The sequence below is a fragment of the Paraburkholderia sp. RL17-381-BIF-C genome, from assembly GCF_046026435.1.
Lineage (GTDB): Bacteria > Pseudomonadota > Gammaproteobacteria > Burkholderiales > Burkholderiaceae > Paraburkholderia.
This window is the reverse complement of record NZ_JARESX010000058.1, coordinates 22,208-45,816: the sequence shown is the minus strand read 5'-3', so window position 1 is coordinate 45,816 and position 23,609 is coordinate 22,208. Positions and strand designations below refer to the sequence as shown.

General features: G+C 59.2%; 16 protein-coding genes. 13 read left to right on the top strand and 3 right to left on the bottom strand.

The window, feature by feature from the left end:
* Window positions 1–57 precede the first annotated feature (57 nt).
* From rfbC to P0D70_RS27470, 13 genes are all read left to right on the top strand, one after another.
* Window positions 58–609, top strand: coding sequence for a dTDP-4-dehydrorhamnose 3,5-epimerase (gene rfbC, locus P0D70_RS27530; RefSeq protein WP_408186792.1), 552 nt, complete (start codon window positions 58–60; stop codon window positions 607–609).
* Window positions 610–620: 11 nt separating this feature from the next.
* Window positions 621–1,517 (top strand): dTDP-4-dehydrorhamnose reductase, encoded by an 897-nt coding sequence (gene rfbD / locus P0D70_RS27525; protein ID WP_408186791.1) that lies wholly within the window; start codon window positions 621–623, stop codon window positions 1,515–1,517.
* Window positions 1,514–2,410, top strand: coding sequence for a glycosyltransferase family 2 protein (locus tag P0D70_RS27520; RefSeq protein WP_408186790.1), 897 nt, complete (start codon window positions 1,514–1,516; stop codon window positions 2,408–2,410). The genes rfbD and P0D70_RS27520 overlap by 4 nt, the downstream gene beginning before the upstream one ends.
* Window positions 2,411–2,497: 87 nt before the next feature.
* The gene (locus P0D70_RS27515; protein ID WP_408186789.1) at window positions 2,498–4,669 is read left to right on the top strand and encodes a glycosyltransferase family 2 protein; all 2,172 of its coding nucleotides are present in this window, start codon (window positions 2,498–2,500) and stop codon (window positions 4,667–4,669) included.
* Between the two features lie 241 nt (window positions 4,670–4,910).
* Window positions 4,911–5,699, top strand: coding sequence for an ABC transporter permease (locus P0D70_RS27510; RefSeq protein ID WP_408186788.1), 789 nt, complete (start codon window positions 4,911–4,913; stop codon window positions 5,697–5,699).
* A gap of 56 nt (window positions 5,700–5,755) precedes the next feature.
* Window positions 5,756–8,209 (top strand): glycosyltransferase, encoded by a 2,454-nt coding sequence (locus P0D70_RS27505; protein WP_408186787.1) that lies wholly within the window; start codon window positions 5,756–5,758, stop codon window positions 8,207–8,209.
* Between the two features lie 89 nt (window positions 8,210–8,298).
* On the top strand, window positions 8,299–9,801 hold the full coding sequence (locus tag P0D70_RS27500; protein WP_408186786.1) for an ABC transporter ATP-binding protein: 1,503 nt from the start codon (window positions 8,299–8,301) through the stop codon (window positions 9,799–9,801).
* 120 nt (window positions 9,802–9,921) lie between these two features.
* Window positions 9,922–14,028 (top strand): glycosyltransferase, encoded by a 4,107-nt coding sequence (locus P0D70_RS27495; protein ID WP_408186785.1) that lies wholly within the window; start codon window positions 9,922–9,924, stop codon window positions 14,026–14,028.
* Between the two features lie 27 nt (window positions 14,029–14,055).
* Window positions 14,056–15,192 (top strand): non-hydrolyzing UDP-N-acetylglucosamine 2-epimerase, encoded by a 1,137-nt coding sequence (gene wecB, locus P0D70_RS27490; RefSeq protein WP_408186784.1) that lies wholly within the window; start codon window positions 14,056–14,058, stop codon window positions 15,190–15,192.
* 179 nt (window positions 15,193–15,371) lie between these two features.
* Window positions 15,372–16,607, top strand: coding sequence for a hypothetical protein (locus P0D70_RS27485; protein WP_408186783.1), 1,236 nt, complete (start codon window positions 15,372–15,374; stop codon window positions 16,605–16,607).
* A gap of 201 nt (window positions 16,608–16,808) precedes the next feature.
* On the top strand, window positions 16,809–17,969 hold the full coding sequence (locus P0D70_RS27480; RefSeq protein WP_408186782.1) for an acyltransferase family protein: 1,161 nt from the start codon (window positions 16,809–16,811) through the stop codon (window positions 17,967–17,969).
* Between the two features lie 286 nt (window positions 17,970–18,255).
* Window positions 18,256–19,395 (top strand): sialidase family protein, encoded by a 1,140-nt coding sequence (locus P0D70_RS27475; RefSeq protein WP_408186781.1) that lies wholly within the window; start codon window positions 18,256–18,258, stop codon window positions 19,393–19,395.
* Between the two features lie 29 nt (window positions 19,396–19,424).
* Window positions 19,425–20,723, top strand: coding sequence for a hypothetical protein (locus P0D70_RS27470; RefSeq protein ID WP_408186780.1), 1,299 nt, complete (start codon window positions 19,425–19,427; stop codon window positions 20,721–20,723).
* 136 nt (window positions 20,724–20,859) lie between these two features.
* Here the strand turns inward: P0D70_RS27470 and P0D70_RS27465 are convergent, their stop codons facing one another.
* The 3 genes from P0D70_RS27465 to P0D70_RS27455 are packed head-to-tail and all read right to left on the bottom strand — an operon-like array spanning window position 20,860 to window position 23,517.
* Window positions 20,860–21,285, bottom strand: a complete 426-nt coding sequence (locus P0D70_RS27465) for a GtrA family protein (RefSeq protein ID WP_408186779.1) — start codon at window positions 21,283–21,285, stop codon at window positions 20,860–20,862.
* Window positions 21,282–22,565, bottom strand: coding sequence for an NAD(P)/FAD-dependent oxidoreductase (locus P0D70_RS27460; RefSeq protein WP_408186778.1), 1,284 nt, complete (start codon window positions 22,563–22,565; stop codon window positions 21,282–21,284). The genes P0D70_RS27465 and P0D70_RS27460 overlap by 4 nt, the downstream gene beginning before the upstream one ends.
* 13 nt (window positions 22,566–22,578) lie before the next feature.
* Entirely contained in the window at window positions 22,579–23,517 is a 939-nt protein-coding gene (locus P0D70_RS27455) for an NAD-dependent epimerase/dehydratase family protein (protein ID WP_408186777.1), read from the bottom strand.
* Window positions 23,518–23,609 lie beyond the last annotated feature (92 nt).

The window sequence follows — 23,609 nt, the reverse complement described above, 5'->3', positions numbered from 1 at the left end:
GCTCGCCAAGAATGCCTACGGGCAATATCTGCAAAACATTCTTACGGATCAAGTGGCATGGCCATCCAAGTAACCGCTACCGCACTGCCCGAAGTCAAGATCATCGAGCCGAAAGTGTTCGGCGATGCGAGAGGCTTTTTCTTCGAGAGCTTCAATGCGCAGGAATTCGCCGAACAGGTCGAGCCCGGCGTCGAGTTCTTGCAGGACAACCATTCGCGCTCCGCGAAAGGCGTGCTGCGCGGGCTGCACTATCAGATCCAGAATGCGCAGGGCAAGCTCGTGCGCGTGGTTGAGGGTGAAGTGTTCGACGTCGCGGTCGACATCCGCAAGAGCTCGCCGAATTTCGGCAAATGGGTCGGCGTGGTGCTGTCTGTCGACAACCATCGGCAATTGTGGGTGCCGCCTGGCTTTGCGCACGGTTTCGTGGTGTTGTCCGAGTCCGCGCAATTCCTCTACAAAACCACCGACTACTGGTATCCCGAGCACGAGCGCAGCATCCTCTGGAACGATCCGGAGATCGGCATCGAATGGCCGATCGACTCCGACCCGTTGCTCGCGGCGAAAGACGCGGCGGCCAAGCGTCTCGCCGATGCCGAAGTCTTCGCTTAAGGGGTTGTCGCATGAGCGCACATGATGCCAGGCGGACGATCCTCATCACCGGCGTAAACGGCCAGGTGGGTTTCGAGCTTGCACGTACGCTGCAAGGGCTCGGCAAGGTGGTCGCTGTCGACCGTGCCGCCATGGATCTGTCCGATCTGGATCAGGTTCGTGCCGTCGTTCGGAAAATTCAGCCGACGCTGATCGTCAATCCCGCGGCCTATACCGCGGTCGACAAGGCGGAAGAGGAACTCGATCTCGCCATGCGCGTGAACGGCGAAGTGCCGGGCGTACTCGCCGAAGAAGCGAAAAAGCTCGGTGCGGCGCTGGTTCACTATTCGACCGACTACGTATTCAACGGCGAGAAAGAAGGCGCCTACGTCGAAGACGATCCGACAGATCCGCAAAACGCGTACGGGCGCACCAAGCTCGCCGGCGAAGAGGCTATTGCCGCGAGCGGTTGCGCGCATCTCATTTTTCGGACGAGTTGGGTGTACGGCACGCGAGGCAAGAACTTCCTGTTGACCATGCTGCGCCTCGGCGCGGAGCGCGACGAACTGAGCGTGGTCGCAGATCAGATCGGTGCGCCCACCTGGTCGAAAACCATTGCCGCGCTGAGCGCGAACGTGCTCGCGCAGGCCGTGGCACCGGGCCAGAGCGACTGGTGGCAGGCGCATTCTGGCGTCTATCACCTGACCGCGACGGGCGCGGCGTCGTGGCATGGGTTTGCGCAGGCTATTTTTGAATTGTCCGGCCTTGCGAAAACACCCATCGTCAAACCGATTCCGGCGGCTTCCTATCCCACGCCGGCAAAACGCCCCGGCAATTCGCGCATGTCGAATGACAAGCTGGCGCGGACGTTCGGCGTAGAGGCGCCGGATTGGCGCGACGCCTTGCAACTTTGTCTGGCCGAGCGTTGAGCGACATAGCGCAGACATCGCGCGCGGGTGCTGTCGTCGTTTTCTACAATCCGGATGCGGCTTGTATCGAGCGGGCGAACCGGCTCGCGGCGAGGATGCACTGCGTGGTGGTCGACAACACGCCGGGCATTCGCGCAGCGGGCGAGTTGGGACTGGCCGGCTCCATCGACTATCTGCCCAACGGTGAGAATGCGGGCATCGCGACGGCGATCAATCAGGGTGTCGAGGCGCTGCTTCGCGACGGCTTCGATATGGCGATCCTCTTCGATCAGGACAGCGAGCCGCCCGCGTCGCTGTTCACCGAATTGCCGAAGGTCATCGCCGAGGCGAATGCTTCGGGCGAGCGCGTCGCGCTGGCGGGCCCGGCCTACGAAGATGCGCGCTTGCGTGGCCTCGCGCCGTTCGTGCGCTTCAAGTGGGGCACGCTCGAAAGGATTGCGCCGCAGGGCGATCGGCCCATCGACGTCGATTTTCTGATTTCGTCCGGGTCGTGCATCAACCTTCGCTGGTGGTCGAGTATTGGCCCGATGGACGACGCGCTTTTCATCGATTTCGTCGACCTGGAATGGTGTGTGCGTGCCAAGCAAAAAGGGTATCGGGTGCTGGGCGTGCCGTGGGTGCACATGAGCCATGAACTGGGGGGCGAACCGGTTCGCGTACTGGGCCGGGCGTATCCCATGCACAGCCCGTTGCGCCATTACTACCTGTTCCGTAACGCCGTCGTGCTGATCGGCCGTTCGTATGTCCCCTGGACCTGGAAGTCGTCCGAGCTGGTCAAATTTCCCGTGAGGCTGGTGATTTATTCGCTCATGCCCTCACAGCGGATGGCTCATTTGAAAATGGCCTTGCGCGGACTATGGGATGGCATTCGCGGGCGCCTGGGCAGGCTTTAGAAACGCGGTTCGGCAGCAGCCGGTGCCATTGGTCAGGCGCCCTATGGGTGGCAGTCATCCTCGTCGGATGCGCAGGAAGGAAAATGCATGAATACAAAATTGGATGAGCAGCAGAAGGATGGGGTCCGTCAGGACCTTTCCCAGAGCGAGCCGGTGTCGAATGTCACCGCCGATGTGAGCCGCCTTCAGGGGCGCGTGGCCTTGCTCGAAAGACTGCTGGATGACGCGTTGCGCGACGGTGAGTCGATCGCCAAGTTGAACAATCGGATTCTGCAGCTGGAAGTCGAAAATACGGCGCTGCGTAGTTCGACCTCGTGGCGGCTCACGGCGCCGCTGCGGTCGGTTTCGCGTGTCGGGCTGGCGGTGCGGCTCGCTTTCAGCACCATCGAGCGTCAAGCCGAGGTCAGGGGCGGCTTGGGCAGTGCGTTGGGCTATTACGCATCGGTGATATGGCGCGAGGGCCTGCCGGGCGTCGTGGCGCGCGTGCGCCGCTTGAAGAGCGGTCGCGGCTTCGCCGACGGTCCGCCGCGTGACGAGATCTACCATGAGTGGATCAGCATGTATGACACCGTCACACCCGCCAAGCGAACCGAAATCGAAGCGGAGCTCGATCGGTTGACGCGCAAGCCGTTGATCTCGGTTGTCGTGCCCACGTTCAATAGCGACGAGCGATTGCTGCGCGAAATGATCGCCTCGGTTCAGGCGCAGATCTATCCGCACTGGGAGCTATGCATCGCCGACGACGCGTCGACCCAGCCGCACGTCAAGGCCGTGTTGCAGGAGTTCGCCGCGGCCGACAGCCGCATCAAGGTCGTCTTCCGCGAGACGAACGGCCACATTTCCGAAGCAAGCAATAGTGCGCTCGCGCTCGCCACGGGCGAATACGTGGCCTTATTGGATCACGACGACCTGCTGCCGCCGCACGCGCTCTACATGGTGGCGCGCTACATCAATCTGCATCCGCAAGGGCGGATGTTTTATAGCGACGAAGACAAGCTCACCACGGAAGGCAAGCGGACCACGCCTTATTTCAAGTGCGACTGGAATCCGCAGATGTTCCTCACGCAGAACATGTTTTCGCACCTGGGCGTGTTCGAGACGAAGCTGGTGCGGGAAGCGGGCGGATTCAGAAAGGGTTTCGAAGGCAGCCAGGATTACGACCTGGCTCTGCGTTGCGTCGAGCTTGCCGGCGACGACAGCGTGATTCACATTCCGCATGTGCTCTACCACTGGAGAATCGTTCCCGGCAGTACGGCGGGCAGCGGCAGCGAGAAGCCTTATGCGCTGGTTGCCGGCATTCGCGCTCTGGAAGACCACTTGAAGCGGGCGAACATCAGCGCGACGGTCGAGCACCCGATCGAAACGCTCGGCGTGCTGCGCGTGCGTTATACGCTGCCGAGTCCACAGCCCAAAGTGTCGATTATCATCCCGACCCGCGATGGACTCGCATTGCTCAAGCAATGTATCGACAGTATTTTCGCGCGCACGCTCTATCAGAACTTTGAAATCATCATCGTCGATAACGGCAGTGTGAGGCCAGAAACGCTGAGATATTTCGATGAGGTGTCGCAGCGTCCCAATGTGCGTGTTTTACGCGATGAATCGCCGTTCAATTTCTCCGCGCTGAATAATCACGCAGCCCGTTTGGCGACCGGTGAGTATTTGTGTCTGCTGAATAACGATATTGAAGTTATCTCGCCGGACTGGCTGAATGAAATGGTCAGTCTTGCCCATTTGCCGCGTGCCGGCGCGGTGGGTGCGTGTTTGTGGTATCCGAATGACGCGTTGCAGCACGGTGGCGTGGTGATCGGTCTTGGCGGTATTGCCGGCCATATGCATCACATGATGAAGCGCGGGCATTTCGGCTATTTCGGCCGCGCGGTTGCGACGCAGAATCTGTCGGCCGTGACTGCCGCATGTCTCGTCGTCAAGAAGTCGGTCTACGACGAAGTGGGCGGTCTGGAAGAAGATCTGGCGGTCGCCTTCAACGACGTGGACTTCTGCATGAAGCTCGTCAAAGCGGGCTACCGCAATATCTGGACGCCGTACGCCGAGTTGTACCACCACGAATCGGCGACCCGCGGCTCGGACCATGACCCCGCCAAGTACGAACGTTTCCTGAGCGAAATTCGCCGCATGGAGGCACGTTGGGAAGGCTGGTTCGAACGGGACCCCGCGTACAACCCCAATCTGTCGCTCAGCTGCGAGGTTCTGCCGTTTACGCTCGCGTCGCCGCCACGCATCGGTCAGTTCGAATAGTGGCGCCCACGCACGCTTGCGTCGGCGCGTCGGCCAGGCGGCGCGCGGGGCGGGGCTGCGGTAAAGGCCTGATTTGACTGGGTTCAGTTCGCTGCGGCAGAATGCCGGGTTAAGATGACGGCGGCTGTATCCAGAAATATTCATTACGTTCCGGCGCGCTCGCAAACACGCCGCCGGAATTTTTAGCACCGTTTGCATCGGTTTGACGATCGAGGCGCGAACGGTTTGTCGGAATCTATCAATGCAAATTTCAGTTTTGCGGCATCGGTCGCTTTTGTGGGATTTTGTCCGCCGTGACCTTGCGACTAAATTCCGTGGCTCGGCGCTTGGCTCCGTCTGGATGCTCGTTACGCCAATCCTCACATTGCTGGTCTATTTCTTTGTTTTTAGCGTGGTGTTTAAGGCGCGCTGGTCGGGTGGCACCTTAAACAGTAAGGCTTCCGCATTGATTCTTTTCAGTGGACTGATTACTTACACGTTCTTTTCGGAGTGTTTTCTGCGCGCGCCGATGCTGATGCGGGAGAATCCGAACTTTATCAAAAAGGTCGTGTTCCCGCTCGAAGTATTGCCGCTCGCGATTACCGTGTCCGCGGTCGTGAACGCCGCGATCGGCTACGGCCTTCTGCTCGTGTTCAATCTGGTGTTCGTCGGCTTGCCGCCGCTGTCCTCGATTGCGCTGCCGGTGGTTCTTCTGCCGATGTTTTTCGCCGTGCTGGGTTTGACTTATCTGCTGGCGTCGCTCGGCGTGTATCTGCCCGATATCAAGCTGCTGGTCCCGCCGCTCTCCATGGCGATCATGTATCTGAGCCCGGTCTTCTACCCGCTCGATATGGTGCCGCAAATCCTCAGATTCGCGGTCGCGATGAATCCTTTTACGCCGGTACTGGAAAATGTTCGGCACGTATTTTTCTTTGGCGAATGGCCGGACCCGGTGGGAATGATTATTCAACTGGCCGTGTCCATTGCTTTTCTAAGCGCATGTTACTGGTTTTTCATGAAATCCAAAAAGGGATTTCCTGATGTGCTTTAAACGTTTCGCCAAAAGATATAAGTCGAATTAACGTCGGCAGGCATTGGATTAATATAATGAATAGCAAGAAGGCGCGTGTTGGTATCGTTGTCGTCACCTTCAACTCGGCGGAGGTGTTCGCGCTTGCGATCGAGAGTCTGATCAAGACCCGAAGCGATACGGAATTCGTGGTGGCCGCGATCGATAACGCATCGCGGCCGGCTGAACGCGCCGCCGTGCAGGCCACGTTCGAGAACGCGGTCGCACAGCATGGCTTGCAAGGTCAGTTTTTTCAGCAGGACAAGAACCTCGGTTTCTCCGGTGGCAACAACATCGGCATCGAGTACTGTCTGGCGGATCCGACCATTACGCACATCTGCCTGCTCAATAGCGATGTCATCGTCACCGACCATTGGCTCGATTACCTGGTCGCGGCTGATAAGGATGCGATCGGCCCGCTGACGAATGCGTCGAACAACGAGCAGGGAATCCCCATTCCTTACCAGCTTGGCGACCGCAACAGGCTGGGCGAGGGCAGCGCCGTGCTCGACATGCCGGCGCTCACCGAATTCGCGATCCGCCGGCGGGAAGGCTGGCTCGGTTTGACGGTCGATAGCGACTTCCTGAGCTACTACTGTGTGCTGTTTTCCCGCGAACTGATCGAGCGCGTGGGCAGGCTCGACGAGCGCTTCTTTCCAGGCGCTTACGAAGACGATGACCATTGCGTGCGCATCCTCGAAGGTGGCTTCAAGATGCACGTGGCCCGCGACGTGTATATCCATCACTGGGGATCGGCGTCGTTCGGCAAGCTGGATGTCGTCGAGGCGCAGGGCTTCGCAGCGCAGAACCGCGCCCGCTTCGAAGAGAAGCACGGCCGCGCATGGAAGGACCGCACGCGCCTGTCCGTGACCGCCTGGATGCAGGATTCGTTGTTTGCGATCGCCTCGCCGAAGCGCTTTCCGATTCACCTCGAAACGCATCACCTGTACGCCACGCAAATGCGCACCCTCGTGGAGGGCCTCGAAGCCTATTCCAGACACCTCAGCGGCGAGATTGCGCGCAACCAGGCGGAGCAGTTGACCGACCTGCGTTCAATGGTGATGGGGAGGCAGGTCGATGAGCCTGCGTCGGCGGCCTCGTTGCTGCCGGCGATCAGCGCCATTGCCGCGGACATCGAGCAATACCTGTCGGCGGAAAGTGAAGGTGTCTCGCCCGAAATCACGCAACGCATGGCGGTCCGCTTCGAAACGCTGGCTCGTGATCTGGACGCGCTGGTCGCGAGAACGTCGGGAATGGCCCATGAACTGACGGTCATACAAGCCGCCAGGACGCAAGACAAGCCGCTCGGTCTGATGCAACGTGCGATGAACCGGCTGGCGCGCGCGGCGCAGTTCCCCACTTCAAAGGTGAGCAAGCTGGTCCGCGGATACGAACTGTTGCAACTGCTGTTCGACAGCAACGGAATTCTTTTCTTCGCACCGTATCCGACCAAGGAGCGCGAGCGGGACGGCTACTTTCAGCGCGTCAAGGCGATCGACTCGCTGTTTCCTTCAAAGCACCGGGTGTATTGCGATGTGCGGGACCATCCGGAGGCGAAGCCCTTTATCGAGCGGGCGGCCCATAACGCCTGGGTCCTGAATATCTCGTTGTCGTCGGTCAATCAGCGCCGCGTCGTGGCGCTGCTGGCACGTCGCTTCAAGCGCGCTTATTTCCACAGCGTGTTGCGCATGCCGAATGCCGCGGCGGAAGCGGCGCTTCGCGTACCGGGCCTGAAATGGGTGCTCGATGTGCATGGTGTCGTACCCGAAGAGTTTCGGATGCACAATGATTTCTTCTCCGCGCGCATTCATGACGACTGTGAACGGATGGCTGCGGAGAAAGCGAACCGCGTGATCGTGGTTTCGCAGGCAATGGGTAACTACCTCGCGCACAAGTATCGCGAACTGCTGCGGGCAAAAGTCATCGTACTGCCCATCTTCGCGTTGGAAGAGGGCAGCGAAGCCGCGCGGCCTTACAAGGACGGCCGACCTACAGTCATTTATGCCGGCGGCACGCAGAAGTGGCAAAACGTACCCGCCATGCTGAACGTGATTGCGCGAGCCCTGGATCGCGCCGATTGGTGGATGTACACGCCGGATATCGATGTGATGCGAAACGCGGCGTCACCCGAGGTTCAGGCCCACCCGAACTTCCATGTGGCGAGTGCGACCCGTGCTGAACTCAACCAGGTCTATCAGCAGTGCCATTTCGGTTTCATTTTGCGGGACGACATGGTGGTGAACCACGTGTCCTGCCCGACCAAGCTGATCGAGTATCTGGCATTCGGCATCGTTCCCATCGTGGATACGCCCAATATCGGCGATTTCAACACGTATGGCATGCGTTACGTGAGTGTCGAGGATTTCGCCAAGGGGCGCATTCCCGACGCGGCGACGCGCATGGAAATGGCCGCGCATAACAGGCAGATCTGCGAGCGGCTGGTCGAGCAGAAGGCCACCGGCGAGAAGGAACTCATCGAGGCGCTGACCTAGTCGGCTCAACCGGGGCCGCCGCGCACGCAGGGCGGCTGGCTTCCGATTACAGCTTGCTTTAAAGCTGTTCATCAACAAAGAGAGTGGTCTTGGACGATATAGCTATCCACGTTCGCGAGCTGAGCAAGCGTTACGAACTTTATGCGAAGCCTCATCATCGGCTGGCGCAGATGCTCCTTCGTGGCCGTCGTCAGTTCTTCGGCGAATTCTGGCCGCTGCGCAACATCTCCTTCGACGTGAAGAAGGGCGAAGCGGTAGGTATCGTGGGCCGCAACGGCGCCGGTAAATCGACGCTTCTGCAGATCATTGCGGGCGTGCTGTCGCCCACGCAGGGCGACGTGCAGGTGCATGGCCGGGTAGCGGCCCTGCTCGAACTGGGCAGCGGCTTCAATCCGGAGTTCACGGGCCGCGAGAACGCGTACCTGAACGGTTCGATTCTCGGTCTGACGCGCAAGGAGATGGACGCGGCGATGCCGGAGATCATCCGCTTCGCGGCGATCGGCGATTTCTTCGACCAGCCCGTCAAGCACTACTCGAGCGGGATGATGGTGCGTGTCGCGTTCGCGGTGCAGGTGCAACTGAACCCGGATGTCCTGATCGTCGACGAGGCATTGGCGGTGGGCGACGCGCTGTTCCAGAAGCGATGCTATCAACGCATTCGCCAGCTTCGCGATCGTGGCGTCGCGATTCTGTTCGTGTCGCACGACATCGAATCGGTCCGGACGTTTACCGACCGCGCGATTCTGCTTCACCACGGCGAGGTGATGGCGGCAGGGCCGTCGGGCGAAGTCGTGCTGGCCTATCGCAAGCTGTTGCACGACGAGGAAAACCTCGCGAAGCAGAAGGAGATCGCCGAGCACAAGCAGGCGTTGAAAGCGGACACAGCCGCGAAGGTTGAGGCGCTGGCCGCGCCCGCGGAGCCGGCCGCGCCTGATGCGCCCGCCACGCCCGCTGCGCCCGCCGAAGCGGCGCAACCGCTCGCGGCCGCAGCCGCGGAGGGACATCTCGCGGAAGCGGTGTCGGATGTCGCGGACGCAACGGATCAGGTGGAAAGCGAGGCCCGCAACGAAGGAGGCAAATTCGAATTCGGCAGCCTGGAAGCGATGATTACGGACGTCTCCGTACTGGACGGCGCGGGCGAGCAATGCACCACGTTTTACACGGGCGACACGATCAAGGTCGTGGTGAAGTTCTCGATCCGTCAGGACATGGACAAGCTCTATGTCAATCTGCGTATCCGCAACAAGGAAGGCATCAAGATGTATTCCTGGGGGACATTCAACCAGGACGCTGAACTGATCGCGGCGAAGCAGGACGGCTTTATTTTCTGGAACCGGAAGTTTCGCGCGGGCGAGGAGCATTCCGTCGTCTTTACGATGGACCGCTGCGCGCTCGGCGAAAACTTCTACGAAGTGCAGGCGTCGCTGATTCACCAGGAGTCGATGAATTTCTCCGACCAGGCGATCTTGCACTGGATCGACGAGGCGGCCTTCTTCATGGTCCGCGCGCGTGTCGACACGCATTTCTTCGGCGGCGTTTGCGATCTGCACATGCGCGCCGAACTTGAAGCACCCACCGGCGAAGCCTCGTAAGTCAACGCCTGTCAGCGCGCCAACCGGTGCGACTGACGTTCTTCGACAAAACGGCTCGCCGTACAAAACCTTGGTGTTGACTGTATGACCGTGTTTTCAAGCCACGATGTGCGAGCATGCTTGCGCCAGTGCGTAACCTGTTTCGGGCACGGCAAGATCCTGTACGTGGGCGCGCACGCCGCTCTCGCACTCGACTTCCTGCTGGCCGCGGGAACCGACCCGCACGCGCTTTCGCTCGACGCGGATGGCGGCGCGCAAGCCGATCATCGGTTCGTGTCCAATCGGATCGAGGCGGCGTCCGCTACGGCGCCCGCTCTCGACATGACCCAGCGCGAATCTTTCGACGCGGCAATCGTGGTTCTCCCGCCGGACGGCCAGGCCGCCGACGCGGCGCTTTGGCTCAAGCTGATCGCGGATGCGGGTATCGCGAACGTCGCGCTAGTGGCCCCGGTCACGCAGGGCGGGATCGACGCTCCATCCGCCGAGCGCACTAAAAAACGCGCCTTCGAACTCGGGTTCCGCATTCACGCCCGTTTGAGTTTCGCGCGGCTGACTTATCCGCTGCCCCCGTTGGGCGGCTATGAAGTCTGCGCGTTCGAGCGTGCTGCGAACGCGTCGATGGACCAAAGTCCGGCGCTAGCCGAAGATGCCTTGCGGCATACCGACCGGGCGTCGCGAACGGCAGTCGCCGAAGTGACGCAGATCGACAGTTTCGTTCGGGTCGGCGACACCGTTCTCGTGCTGGACGATATGGCCGGCAGCGGCGCCTACATCGTCGCGCAGAACTCGACTGCGCGCCACGTGCTGGGCGTCTTGCCGGACGCGCTGCGGTGCGGCTATGCGTTGACTCAATATGGCGTCGCCGGACGTGTCGATTTCAGGCCGTGGTCCGGTGAGGAATTGCGCGGTCTTGCACGCCATTCTTTCGACGTGGTGATTTGCCGCGACCTTCGTCGTTTCGCGCCGCTCGACTGGCCGCGACTCGCCGACATCGTGCGGCCCGGTGGGCGGTTGATTCTGGGGCTTCGCGCGCTGGAAAGCGTGGGCGACGCTTCAGTCGAAACGCAGTCTCCTGTCGAACTGTTGCGTTCGGCTACAGGTTCGACTCACACAGACTGGCTGCCGGAATGCGCGTTTGTTTCGCCGCCGGATGCGCCGTCGGACTTCGCATGGCGCAAGATCGCACTCGACGAGCGCACCGCAGCCGGTGACGGCCACCTGATCGTCGTCTCGATGCGCGATCCCGTCGGCGCGGACGCCTCGGCATTCGTCGATACGATGTACGAGCACGCCGATTCGCCCGCGTTCAACGTACTGCCGGACGGGCGCAGCATGGTGAATCCATGGCTCTTCAGGAGCATGGTGACCATGGGCACGCGCATGAATAACGACGCCGAATTGGGAAGCCTGCAAGCGCGAGTCCTGGAGCAGGCTCCGCACGACACCGCCGACTACGGCGCGGCGCTTTGTGGCCACGCGTATCGCGTGCTCGCGGCGCGGGCTTCGGCGGAAACGGTGCGCACATGTGTGGCGGAAATTCAGGCGTACGTCGATACGAACAAGGGCGACGCGCAGTATTTGCGATGGTCGATCTCGCAGAGTTACGTGGCGGCAAAACTCTTGCAGGCGGTAGGCGATCTGGAGGGGGCCGAATCGTGGGCGTTGAAGTGCGCCGCGTTGGACCCGGTTCCTTTTAGTCCGCTGCTGGCGACCAAGACGGTTGCCGCGCTCGACCTGGCGGCGAGCTTCGCCGTGATTCGCCGTGACTATGAGGCCGCGCGCCGGTGTCTCGAGCGAGCGGTGCAGGAAGTCCAGCGGGTGCTGTCGGGCGACTGGGTCAACATTCTCGGCGACCTCGCGAAGCCATTGAGCTTCGGGCTGCCGGAAGTTTCCCAACTGGCCGAATTGGGTGCGCGGTGTGCTTATCTTCTGAATTATCTCGCCGATGCCGAATATCGGCCGGGGCTGGTATGGCGTGAGCACCGTGGCTTCTATGAGCGTGTTTTCGAAGCAAAGGACACGCAGATCGAAGTCCTGCTGGAGCGAAATACCTTCTTGTACGGTGAGACACAGCGTCTGGAAGGCGTCATTCAGCAAGGCAAGGGCGAGGAGGCTCGCCTCGAAGGCGTGATCCAGGCTGGTAAAGACGAGGCGGCTCGCCTGGAAGGCGTGATTCAGGCGGGTAGGCACGAGGCGGATCGTCTTGAAGGCGTGATCCACGCAGGCAGGATTCAACTGGATCGCCTCGAAGGCGTGATTAGCGAGAGGGATAGGGAAGTGGCTGCTCTCAGACAGATCGTTGCTGCTGATGAAACGGAAAAGTCTCGCCTCGCATCGGCGCTGGCGGATCAACAACTCATTAGCGAGACGCTGCGTGCGTTGGCTGCGCGAACCTTGAAGGCCCGGTTGCGCCGCGCGTTTCGTGCGCTTTCGCGGCGGCTCGGCGCAGCGGGCCGGTCACGTCAGCCCGCACCGGTTGCTCCGGCGCCGGCTCCTCCACCGGCCCCGGCGCCCGTCAAGCGCTTTCCCAATGCGCCGTTGCTGCTCGACGAACGGCGCGTCGCGCAGTGGCTCGGGCAGTTCGACACGGACGCGCCGCGCTGGGCGTCGAGTGAAACGCTCTCGTCCGTTTTGCCGGCAGGCGAGCGTGGCGCGAGCGACCTGAACGCCATTGATACGCAACTGAAAATCATCGCCGCCGCCGATGTGCCGTCTTTGACGCCGCAACCGCCCGGCGTGGTTGTCGTCGTGGTGTTCGAGGCCGGCGACAATCCGTACGCATTGCGCAGTGAGGTCTACGATCATGTGGACTTGTGTATCGCGCTCGACCATCAGGTGTTCCTGGGACTGGCGTTGCTGCACCCTATGGTGATCGAGGCAGCGCCCGCGAATATCGTCGATTCCGCACGCCGTTTCTGGAAGGCGATCAATAGCACGCAGTCGCTGATCGTGCCGGATGCTGCCGTCTTCAAGCCGTCGGTCGCGCCGGTCGTCATGTTGCAAGTTGATAGCTTCATGGTGGGCGGTCTCGAGCGTGTCGTCTTCGATCTGCTGGAACGTTTGGGCAAGATGGGCTTTCAGCCGATGCTCGGCGTCACCGGCGAAATCGCGGCCGAGGCCGAGGCCGAACTCAAGCAACGCCAATTTAACTACGTGCGTCTGCCGGCTGATCCCGCTGAGCTTCGCGCAGTGCTGGTCGAGCGGCGGGTCGCGCTCGTCAATGCGCACTATTCGCTGTCGCTCGGCGATATCTGCGCTTCGCTGAACATCCCGTTTGTGCAGACCGTCCATAACATGTACATGTGGCTCGACGCCGCAGGCAAGGAGCAGTGGCGTCGCGTGGACGAAGTGACGGACGCCTATATCTGCGTGTCCGCCAACGTCGCCATGTTCGCCGATGTGAATCTGCGCTTGAGCGCGGATCGCATGATCGTCGTGCCCAACGGCTGCGACTCGGGCAGCGCGAAGCCCCTGCTCGAACCGGAGCGCGACCTCGCGCTGCGCGAGGAACTCGGCTTTCCGGCGGATAGTCCGGTGTTCGTCAACGTCGCTTCGATCAACCCGGTGAAGGGGCAAGGTTTGCTGATCGACGCGTTTGCGATCGCCCATGCGAAGCGGCCCGACATCCGCCTCGTGATACTCGGCAAACACGCCGATGCCGGCTACGCCGCGCGGCTCCAGGAGCGCATTGCGCATCATGGCCTGCAAGGCGTGGTGTCGATGCCGGGTTACCGGTCCGACGTCTATCGATTCGTCGATCTGGCGCGCGCGGTCGTGATGCCGTCCTTTACCGAAGGCTGGAGTCTGGCGATATCGGAGGCGCTGCAGCGTAACGCGCCGGTCATCGCCACCGACGTCGGTGGCGCTCGCGAACAGTTGATTGGCGACGCAAGCACGGTGATTCGCGCCTATCGTGACGACTGGTCGACACTGGACGGCGCCGAGTTTTATCAGGCCATCGCCAACGAGTGGGATTTGCCCGCGGTTCGCGACGAACTGGCCAGAACGATGGTCGAACACGCAGAGCGGCCGGTGCGCAAGCCGCGCGAGGGTCTGCAGCAGTCGTTCCAGTCCATGACGCCGACGGAAGCCTACACGCGGCACGCGGAAATTTTCGCGGCTATCCTGGCTCGCACGAACGCCGATTGCGTACGCTATGCGTCATATCTGCCGCAGCGTCAAAGCCGTTACTTCAAGTTGACCGATGCGCGGCCCGAAGTGGTCTAAAGCTGCCGGTTTCAAAGGATATCTACCATGGCAAAGAAGAAAGTAGTGGTGTTTGCCGGCACGCGGCCGGAAGCGATCAAGGTCATTTCGGTCGTGCAGGCCCTGCGCGCGGCTCCGGATGATTTCGACGTGTGCCTGTGTTCGGTCGGGCAGCACCGGGAAATGTTGATGCAGGCTTTCGCGGACTTCGGCGTGACGCCGGACGCGAGTCTCGACGTGATGTCGCAGAATCAGTCACTGGCCGGACTTAGCGCGCGACTCTTCACCGCGATCGATGAATTCCTCGCCGCGCAGTCGCCTGACATCATCCTCGTGCAGGGCGATACGATGACGGTACAGGTGGCCGCATTGACGGCGTTCTATCGACGCATTCGCGTCGGGCACATCGAAGCCGGACTGCGCAGTCACGACATGGCCGCGCCGTTTCCGGAGGAACTCAATCGGCGCGTGGCGTCACTCGTGACCGACGTCCACTTCGCGCCGACGGAATTGTCGAAGAAGAATCTGCTGGCGGAGCAGGTGCCTGCGGACCGCATTTTCGTGACGGGCAATACCGTGGTGGACGCGTTGTATCTGATGCTCGAGCGCCTGAAGCACGAGCATGTCGCGTTGCCGGAACGCGTCGAGGCCGCGCTCGCGGAAGGGCGGCGAATCGTGCTGGTGACGGGGCATCGTCGCGAGAGCTTCGGGCCTGGGTTCGAAAACATCTGCACCGCGTTGCGGAAAATCGCCGAGGCGCATCCGGATGTGCGCATCGTCTATCCGGTGCATATGAATCCGAAGGTCCGGGAGGTGGTCAACCGCGTGTTGAGCGGTCAGGCGGGCATCTATCTGGAAGAGCCGCTGACTTACAAGCCGTTCCAGCGGCTCATGGCGGCGAGTCATATCATCCTGACCGATTCCGGCGGCATTCAGGAAGAGGGGCCTGCGTTGGGCAAGCCGGTTCTGGTGATGCGCGATGTCACCGAGCGGCCGGAAGGCGTCGAGTCGGGTGTGAATAAGCTGGTGGGTACGGATGTCGATACGATCGTTCGCGAGACCGCACGGTTGCTCGACGATGCCGCTGCTTATCAGGCGATGTCCGCTGGTAGGAATCCGTTTGGGGACGGGACGGCAGGCGCGCAGATTGTGGCCATTTTGAAGGCATTCTTTGCTCAGTCTTAGTTAATATTGCACCCGTAGTGGCGGGTCGCGCATCAAGTTGCGCTCGCCCGCATGCGCCTGCATTGCAGCAATTGCTGTCCGTGTGCACATCTCGTATCGACCAATAAAAAGTTATGAATTCCAGAGATCCTAATTGGGCAGCGGGGGCGCCCATCACGCCCAGTTCGAATGGGCTGCCGATGAATGCCGAGGCATGCAATGGGATCTATCTGTTAGCCATTTTCGCAATAACTCTCGGGTTGACTTTCGCGCGCATGCCGGAGCGCCTGACACAAGGGTTTCTTTGGGCAGAAGACGTATCCATCTTTCTCAAGGGTGGCTACGACCAGGGATTGGGGTCGATATTTGTACCGTACGCAGGCTATCTTCACGCCGTTCCGCGCCTGATCGTCGCGGCGTACGCATCAGTGGGCTCGCCTGCCCATGCACCGCTAGTCCTCGCGTGGATCTGCGCGATCGTGCTCGCCGGCGCCGCCACGCTGCTATTTGCCGCTGTGCATCGCCATCTCGGCCGGGTTGCGGCCGTGTGTTTCGCGCTTGCGCTGACTGTCGTACCTCAGGATGGCGAAATATGGCTAACCGTGACTAATCTCCAATGGATCCTTGGCCCGTTACTTCTCGTTCTGCTTTGGCGAGAATTCGTGGCCGAACAGGTTTTTCCGGCGCGAGTGTTTTATCTCGACTCGGTGCTGATCGTGCTGCTTGCTCTCACTGGCCCGTTCGGCCTGGTGTTTAGCGTGTTCGTGATTGGCGCTGCCTGGATCAAAGGGCGGCGTAATTGGTCGCACCGCACGTGGGGATTGTTCGTCGCTTACGGATTGGCGATTACGGCACAGGTTGCGTGCTTGCTGCACGCGAACTCGCAAGGCGGTTTGGTCAAATTCAATCCGGCTGATTTTAATTGGATCCGTTCTTTCCTTCGATTTTTCGTTCTGGATTTTATAAGTCCTGCTTCACTGAACGATAAATGGCCTAATGCTCTGCGTATTTGCGTGTTGCTTGTCGCTATCGCATGTTGCGGATATGCGTTATACAAGACGCCTAGGAATTATCGTTTTGCCTGTGTCGCACTTCTCTTTCTCGCCGTCCTCTTCTGGGCGCTTGGCATAGCGCGGTTTGGGCGCACGGACATCCCCATGCGATGGTCGATGGGCGGATCGAGGTATCTCTACGTACCGTTCATATTCTGCTTCTGGACATTTGTCATCGGCCTTTCAACGGCGAACGGTGCTGCAGCAAAGTTGGCAGCCAGCGTGCTCCTGCTACTGGTTTGCATTTGCAGCGTCAATGGTTTTGCAAGCGTGAAATGGCCCGCGACGAGCATTACGTCGCTAGTGACCGGCGGTGCCGTTTCGTACCGGATATCGCCGCCGCCGAGCGATTCATTTGCGACGACCATCAAAACGGCGCGCTAAGCGTTGAGGTCACTTTGTCGTACGGCATCTGAAAATCGACCTGCAATCGCGGCAGAGTGTTTTGCGCCGGGGGCGCGCTCCACCAATGGACGTCTTGCATAGGGGCGATTCCGCTCCCGTTGAATCGAGGGAACGGAGAAATCCCGGAATAATCACTGGTAAAATCGTTGTCTTGAAAATGTGCGGTGGAAGAGGCGACTCATGGTGGATTCGATGGACGCAGGAAAGGACCGAGCGCAGTCGCTAGACATGCTGCGGGGCTATGCGGCCTTGATCGTCGTTTTCGCACATACGACGGTGGCAGGGCTTTACAAGGTCGAGCCGCTGTGGGGATGGTTGAAATGGACTCCTCTGCGTGTTTTCTGGGCCGGCCATCAGGCGGTGATCGTGTTCTTCATGCTCAGCGGCTATGCGCTCGCGCATATGTATGGCGAACTGAGTTCGCGCCGTTACCTTACGTTTGCAGCGGCGCGGGTTGTCCGGCTCTACCCTCCATTCCTGGCGTCGCTCGCGGTAGCGGTTGGGCTCTACTGGCTTGTCGGTCACGCGGGCTATGTTTGGGAGCGCGGCTGGATGTACACAGCGCACCCCGCCCTTGATAAGCAGGTGGTCTTTGATCATCTGAAAATGATAGGTAGCTACGATACTGGCGCGATAAATCCGCCCATGTGGTCGATTGTGCATGAGATGAGATGGTCGTTAGCATTCCCGATCATTGCCTTTCTCGTCAACCGCTTTCGATTCAGGGCTGTTATCGCGGCAGTACTGAGTTCGACGCTCATCGGCATTGCAGCGCTGGCTGGATCGCCTACCCGCGTTCCCTGGCCGCTTCAGGATGCGCTTCTGACGACACACTACGGTACGTTCTTTGTCATAGGTGCGTGGTTCTATTCCTGTAGATATCAGATTGTTGACAGAGTTGTCTTATTGCAACCAAAGTCACGCGCCATGTGCTGGATCGCGGCGTTGGTTCTGTTCGCTTATCCGTTCGACAATCCTTGGAGCATTGGTGAACGCATTTTCGGAGACCTCGGGGTTTCAATCGGAGCATTTTTGCTGATGGCGCTGTCCTTCACCATTAAAGAAGGTCGTGTTTATTCGATTGGGCATTGGTTGGGGAAAATCTCTTACAGCCTATATCTCAACCACTACGTGATACTGAGCGTTTCGCTAGTCATTCTATATACGCGCTTCGGGCCGGTTCCTGTCTGGATCGCCACGATTTGTGGCGCACTGGTTCTTGCGTTTGTAATGAACAGGTTGGTTGAGGTGCCGTCACAAAACTGTGCCCGGATCTTGCGCCGCCGATTGTCGCCGAAGACGCCACGATGTTCTGCGGATGGCGGCAACCTTTATCCGTAATGTGCCAGCAGGCGGCCCCGCGAACGATTTCATACCGGGCTGCAGTTCCGCAAGACTGTCTCGGACCGGTATGACGAATTCTATGAGTTTTACTTTACTTATTTACGTTTGCCTTTCTCGGTGGGAGTCGCTGAAGTGCGAAAAGTCCGTGTTTCGCGGACAGGAACCGCTCACCGGACACAATCTTGTCGTAACAGAAGGTTACAATTGGTAGCCGAATTCATCTTTGAGCCCTACGCCCAGAGTTCTTCTTCGAGCAAGCGCCAACAATCGCGCAGGGGACAATATGTTTTCTCGGGCCAGTAAGTTGTTAATTGTTCTATGTATGGTCCAAGCGGCAAACGGTGCACTTGCCGCGTCGCAATTCCATACCGGCTCGCCCGTCGTTTTGAGCGAGCGCGTCAACCCACATTGCGTTACCAATTTCAGCCACGCCTCAACCGTACTCGCCGGCAATGGGTGGATGCTTGCGGCGTGGTTTGGAGGCACTCGAGAGCAGGCGACCAACACGGGGATCTGGCTTTCTCGCAGAACACAAGGGCATTGGGCGACCCCAATCGAAGTCGCGAATGGTGTTCAGTCGGACGGTACGAGACTTCCGGTATGGAATCCCGTTCTCTTTTCGCCTCGTAATGGACCTATTACGCTTTTTTATACCGTGGGCGCAACGTCGCAGAATTGGTGGCCGATGCGAATCGTATCTCGCGACCACGGGCGAACGTGGTCCAGTCCGGAACACCTTCCCGATGGGGTCACAGGGCCAGCGAAGAATAAGCCTATTGAACTCGAAGACGGAACGATCGTCTCTCCGGGAAGTACGGAAAAATCCGGTTGGCAAATCCGGTTCGCGTTGTCTCATGATGGCGGCCACTCATGGCAAGAGGTTGAGCCGCCCAAGCCGCAAGAACCCGTGGACGCAATTCAGCCGACAATATTTAACCATCATGGTGGCCATCTTCAAGCGTTGGGCAGAACCCGCAATGGGTACGTGGTCAGTTTGTCGTCAATCGACTATGGGCGTCACTGGTCGCAAATTACGCGGCTACCAATTTTGAATCCAAACTCGGGGATCGACGGGGTGACCTTGTCCGATGGCCGCGATCTTTTGGTTCTCAACCCGACGCCTCTTTTAGCAGAGGATAGGGGGCGCGGCCGTCTTACCGTGTTGGTATCGGACGACCATCAGGAATGGCACACCGTACTCGATCTCGAGAACGAAGCCGGTCAGGAGTTCTCATATCCGGCTGTAATACAGGCGAGTGATGGATTGGTCCACATAACTTATACGTGGAAGCGAAAAATGATCAAACACGTCGTGCTGGATCCCTCAAGAATTCCGATTAATTCGGGTTCGGCCAATGTGAATGCACATCAGAAAATTCGGGAGACGATGCCTGAGGCCGACAAGTCGGGGTCCGCAAAGTAAAAGCGACATTCCATGATCGATCAAATCGAGTGCTGGTCGATGATTACTTCCTTTGTATTGCGATAACGATGGCCGAGTTTCAAATAGCCCCGGTTCGTACCGTCGAGAACGACATGCTGTCACGCCGGTCGTCAGCCGACCGCGTGTTTGTAATCATTCTGGCTCTTGTCGTGCTTTTCATCCGCATGCACGGTCGACTGACACGCGGTTACCTGTGGGCGGAAGACGCGCCCATTTTCATTAAAGAAGGATTCGAACTAGGCGCTCAAGCCATTATCACGCCATATGCGGGATACCTGCATGCGGTTCCGCGCATTCTTGTGTACGTGTGCACGTGGTTCAGACCAGTCATGGCGACGCCGCATGCGTTCGTCTGGCTAACGACGTTCGCGACCGTGACTTCCTGTATGTATCTGTATGTGATCGCTGCGCGCTATCTACCGCGCGCCGGCGCCTATCTGATAGGCCTGTCACCCGTTCTCATTCCTCACAATGGTGAGGCGTGGTTGAACATCACGAATCTTCAATGGGTGCTCGCGCCCGTGCTAATCGCGATGATTTGGGATTGCATGCAGCGCACCGACACCAGATTGATTTTCGGCCGCTGCGTCGCGATCGGTCTGCTCTCTCTTACGGGGCCGTTCAGTATTCTGTTTTCGCCCGTTGCCGCGCTGGGCATCATGGCTCACCTGAAGTGGTCTGGAAAGCGCATCTGCACGTTGCCGCTTTTGGTCGTCATGGCCTGCGGCCTGATTCAACTCGTGACGTTAATGACAAGCCCGCCAAACCATCCGGCGGCGCACGCAGCAATAGAATATTTGCACTTTGGTTGGGGCGGGGCGTTTTTCCACTATTTCGTGCTCGACTTCGTGCTCGCGGATCGGTGGATCAATGGTCTGGGCAAGTGGATGTTCTACGTTTCATTCGCGTTGTTCGCTGCGGTTCTGGCGTGTGTGGCGGCTTTGCCAGGCAAATGGCGCACCGCCTGCGTGATCGCATTCGCGCTCGCCATCGTGTTCTGGATGCTCGGCGTCGTGCGGAGTGACGCGCCGGAGTTGCCCGTCCGATGGTCAGGCGTTAGTGCGCGGTACACCTTCGTTCCGCTGATTCTGTGCATGTGGACGTTCGTTATCGTCGCTACCAAAAGCAGAATTGCGCTTGCCCGCTACGGCGCTGCGTTGCTGTTATTGCTGATGCTGGTGAACAGCGCATCGCGATTCGCGGTTCCGTGGTATCCCTACGAGATCGTGTCTACGCAAGGCGGCGAATTCCTGGTCCACGCGCCGCCCGGGGATGTGTTCCGGGCAGAAGTAAAACCATTGCATTGATCGTATGTGCGCATAGATCGTCTACTTTACGTACACTCCTTTCAAGCGCTGCGGCGAGGCGATTCGCCGCAGCGAATCCTGCAAGGGATCGCGCGACCAGGCAGTAGCCCCCGGTGGCTGAAGTCACACGTGCCTCTCAATGCTTGAAGCTCCACCGCTTGTGCCCCACGTAGCTCGTGAACACCGGCACAGCGACGCCGACGGCATGCGCAATATCCCGCGCATGCCAGGTGATTGCCATCCGTGGGAACAGGTAGTATGCCAACCCGACACTCACAACCCAGGTCTGCACGACGGCAACCAGATTGACAAGCGTAAAGAAGAAGACTGACCTCCCTGTCGACTGTGTGCTCTTTGTAAACACAAACAGCTTCGCCAGAATGAACGCCGTAATCATCCCGGTGATATACGCGATGACAATGGCCGCCGAGTACGGCATCCACATGTTGTAGACGATCCGGCTGCCCCAATTGACCGCGGCCGCAAAGCCGCCGGTCAACAGAAACAGCAGAAAGCTCTTCGAGACGAAGGTGCGCTTGGCGAGTGCATGCGCCCGGGTCATATCATCCTCGCCATCTTGCGCGACAGACCAATACTCTCCGAGATGCCACGGTCTTCGGGGTAATAGTAAGACGTGTCGGCCACTAGCAGGCCTTCCACCGGCAGTTGGATCGGAGGCAGTCGGTCGAGATAGCCTGGCTCGCAAATCGGTTGTGCGAAGCGATACCGGCTCGCCCGGACGTCGATGAAATCGTCCGGCTTCAGCGCCGGGTTGATTTTCATCAGATAGCGTTTCACTTTGTCGATGAACGCCGAATCCGGTTCCTGATACTTCGGATGTTCACCCGGAATATAGAAAGGCACGTAGACGACGTGATGATCGAGCGGCCGCAGGTTTGTGTATTCAACAATGCCGGGAATATCCATCTCCGGATCGTTGGTGTTCAGCCAGAAGTTTTCGGTTACCGGTTTCTTCAGCTTCGCGATAATGCACACCACCGCTACGTTTTTGACGCTGCGGAAGGCATCGAGAATGTCAGTGGGCAGATCCGGCATCACGCGCGGCACATAGGGAAGCGGAATCGTGCTGATGACCTTGTCGAACGGGACGAACTCGCCGCCGGCTTCAAGACCCTGGACTTTGCCGTTCTCGATTACGACTTTCTGCGCGGGTGTGCCAAGCCGAAACTCCCCGCCGTTGGCCTCGATATAACGGCGCATACCTTCCAGCAAGGTATCGGAGCCGCCTTCGAGGTAACCGAGCTTTTCGTGAAAGAGGTTATAGCGCGAGCGGCCGATACGGCGAATACGACTCCAGATCCAGGCTGCGGAGAGGTTGTACGCGTAGTCGTAGAACTTGTAGTCGAACAGACGCCGCCACAATACTTCCCACGCTTCCTCGCCAATCCAGCGGCGAATCCAGCCCGTTGCTTCAACGTGATCGAGCGGCTTCCAGTCGTTGCGCTTGGTCGACAGAAACGCATGCAAGCCATAGCGGAATTTGGCCTGCAGGCTCAGCCCTTTGAACTTAAGGAGCGCCATCGGGTTGCCCCACGGCTGCACGCGGCCTTGATAGAAGTAGCCCATCTTCGTTTCGCGCCACTGCATTTTTTCTTCGAGGCCAAGCTCGCGGAGTACTTCGAAGAAAGCGTGATCGGAAATCGCGTGGAAGTGATAGTAGCGCTCGATGGAGAGGCCGCCGAAGTCGAAGCATGCGGCCATTCCGCCAACCCGGTCGTCCGCTTCGAAAATGACCGGTTTGCGCCCGTCTTTGACGAGTTGGTATGCTGCACCGAGACCCATTGGCCCGGCGCCAAGTACTGCAATGCGTTGTTCGCTCATAACGTGGCTCTACTCAGAACTCCAGTGCGATGTGGCTATACGTCGGATCGTTGAAGGTCTCGTCCATCGCCTTTGCGAATGGCGTAGCGCGGATCTTGAAGATACCTTCCCAGTCGATCACTTCGAATTCGTCACCGGCCGTCAACGCTTTGAGCTGGTCTGCGGTGAATGGCGGATTCTTGTCGAACATGGCATAGACTTTCAGCAGCACGTAAAAGAGACCATACGGAATGCGCACGATCGCGCACGGTGCGCGGGTGGCGCGCTTGATCTGTCTGATGATGTCAATGTAGTCCACGCGTTCGAGGCCGGTGATATTGAATGCCTGGCCCTTGATGCGTGACTCGATGCAACTGATGATCACGTTGCAGAAGTCGCCGACGTAGAGCGGCTGACGCATGTATTTGCCGCTGCCGGGAATCGGAAAAACCGGCACGCGATGCATGAAGCGCGACAGCCAACCTAGGTGCTTACGGTCGAACCAGCCGAACATCAACGTGGGCCGCAATACCACGCATTCGATGCCCGAGGCGAGCACGATCTCCTCCTGCTCGCGCTTCGTGTCGGTATAGAAATCTTCGCCGACGGAATTCACAACCGAAGAGCTGATGTGCACGGTGTACGGAATCTGATTGCGCTTGATCACATCGAGCACGTTTCGTGTGGACGTGATGTTATTCCGAATGAACGGCTCGAGGGTGGGGGCGCCGATCTGCGCCTGCAGCATCACCACGAGATCCGCGCCTTCGAAGTGCTGTTCCCAACCGCCCGGCTCGGCGAGATCAGCGTAAATTGCCGTGACGTCCGGATGGACCGTGCGAAGCACTTCCAGGTTGGCCTTGTGTTTGTCGATCACGACCAGATTGCCATACCCGCGCGCTTTGAGTCGCGCGACGAGGTTCTGGCCGACGAGGCCGGCACCGCCTGGAAGAAGGATGCGGGTTTGATTCATGCGTTAACTCTTTGAATGGGGCGTTCAGCAACTTTGTAAGGGCTAGATGATACTAGCAAGCCGAAGCGTCTCCAGAAACGGCGGAAACCATC

What these genes read in the sequence shown, in the direction of transcription:
- wecB (WP_408186784.1), top strand. Translation starts at nt 14,056, where the DNA reads ATGGCAAAGAAGAAAGTAGTGGTGTTTGCCGGCACGCGGCCGGAAGCG.
- P0D70_RS27480 (WP_408186782.1), top strand. Translation starts at nt 16,809, where the DNA reads ATGGTGGATTCGATGGACGCAGGAAAGGACCGAGCGCAGTCGCTAGAC.
- P0D70_RS27485 (WP_408186783.1), top strand. Translation starts at nt 15,372, where the DNA reads ATGAATGCCGAGGCATGCAATGGGATCTATCTGTTAGCCATTTTCGCA.
- rfbD (WP_408186791.1), top strand. Translation starts at nt 621, where the DNA reads ATGAGCGCACATGATGCCAGGCGGACGATCCTCATCACCGGCGTAAAC.
- P0D70_RS27460 (WP_408186778.1), bottom strand. Translation starts at nt 22,565, where the DNA reads ATGAGCGAACAACGCATTGCAGTACTTGGCGCCGGGCCAATGGGTCTC.
- P0D70_RS27505 (WP_408186787.1), top strand. Translation starts at nt 5,756, where the DNA reads ATGAATAGCAAGAAGGCGCGTGTTGGTATCGTTGTCGTCACCTTCAAC.
- P0D70_RS27510 (WP_408186788.1), top strand. Translation starts at nt 4,911, where the DNA reads ATGCAAATTTCAGTTTTGCGGCATCGGTCGCTTTTGTGGGATTTTGTC.
- P0D70_RS27475 (WP_408186781.1), top strand. Translation starts at nt 18,256, where the DNA reads ATGTTTTCTCGGGCCAGTAAGTTGTTAATTGTTCTATGTATGGTCCAA.
- P0D70_RS27515 (WP_408186789.1), top strand. Translation starts at nt 2,498, where the DNA reads ATGAATACAAAATTGGATGAGCAGCAGAAGGATGGGGTCCGTCAGGAC.
- P0D70_RS27455 (WP_408186777.1), bottom strand. Translation starts at nt 23,517, where the DNA reads ATGAATCAAACCCGCATCCTTCTTCCAGGCGGTGCCGGCCTCGTCGGC.
- rfbC (WP_408186792.1), top strand. Translation starts at nt 58, where the DNA reads ATGGCCATCCAAGTAACCGCTACCGCACTGCCCGAAGTCAAGATCATC.
- P0D70_RS27465 (WP_408186779.1), bottom strand. Translation starts at nt 21,285, where the DNA reads ATGACCCGGGCGCATGCACTCGCCAAGCGCACCTTCGTCTCGAAGAGC.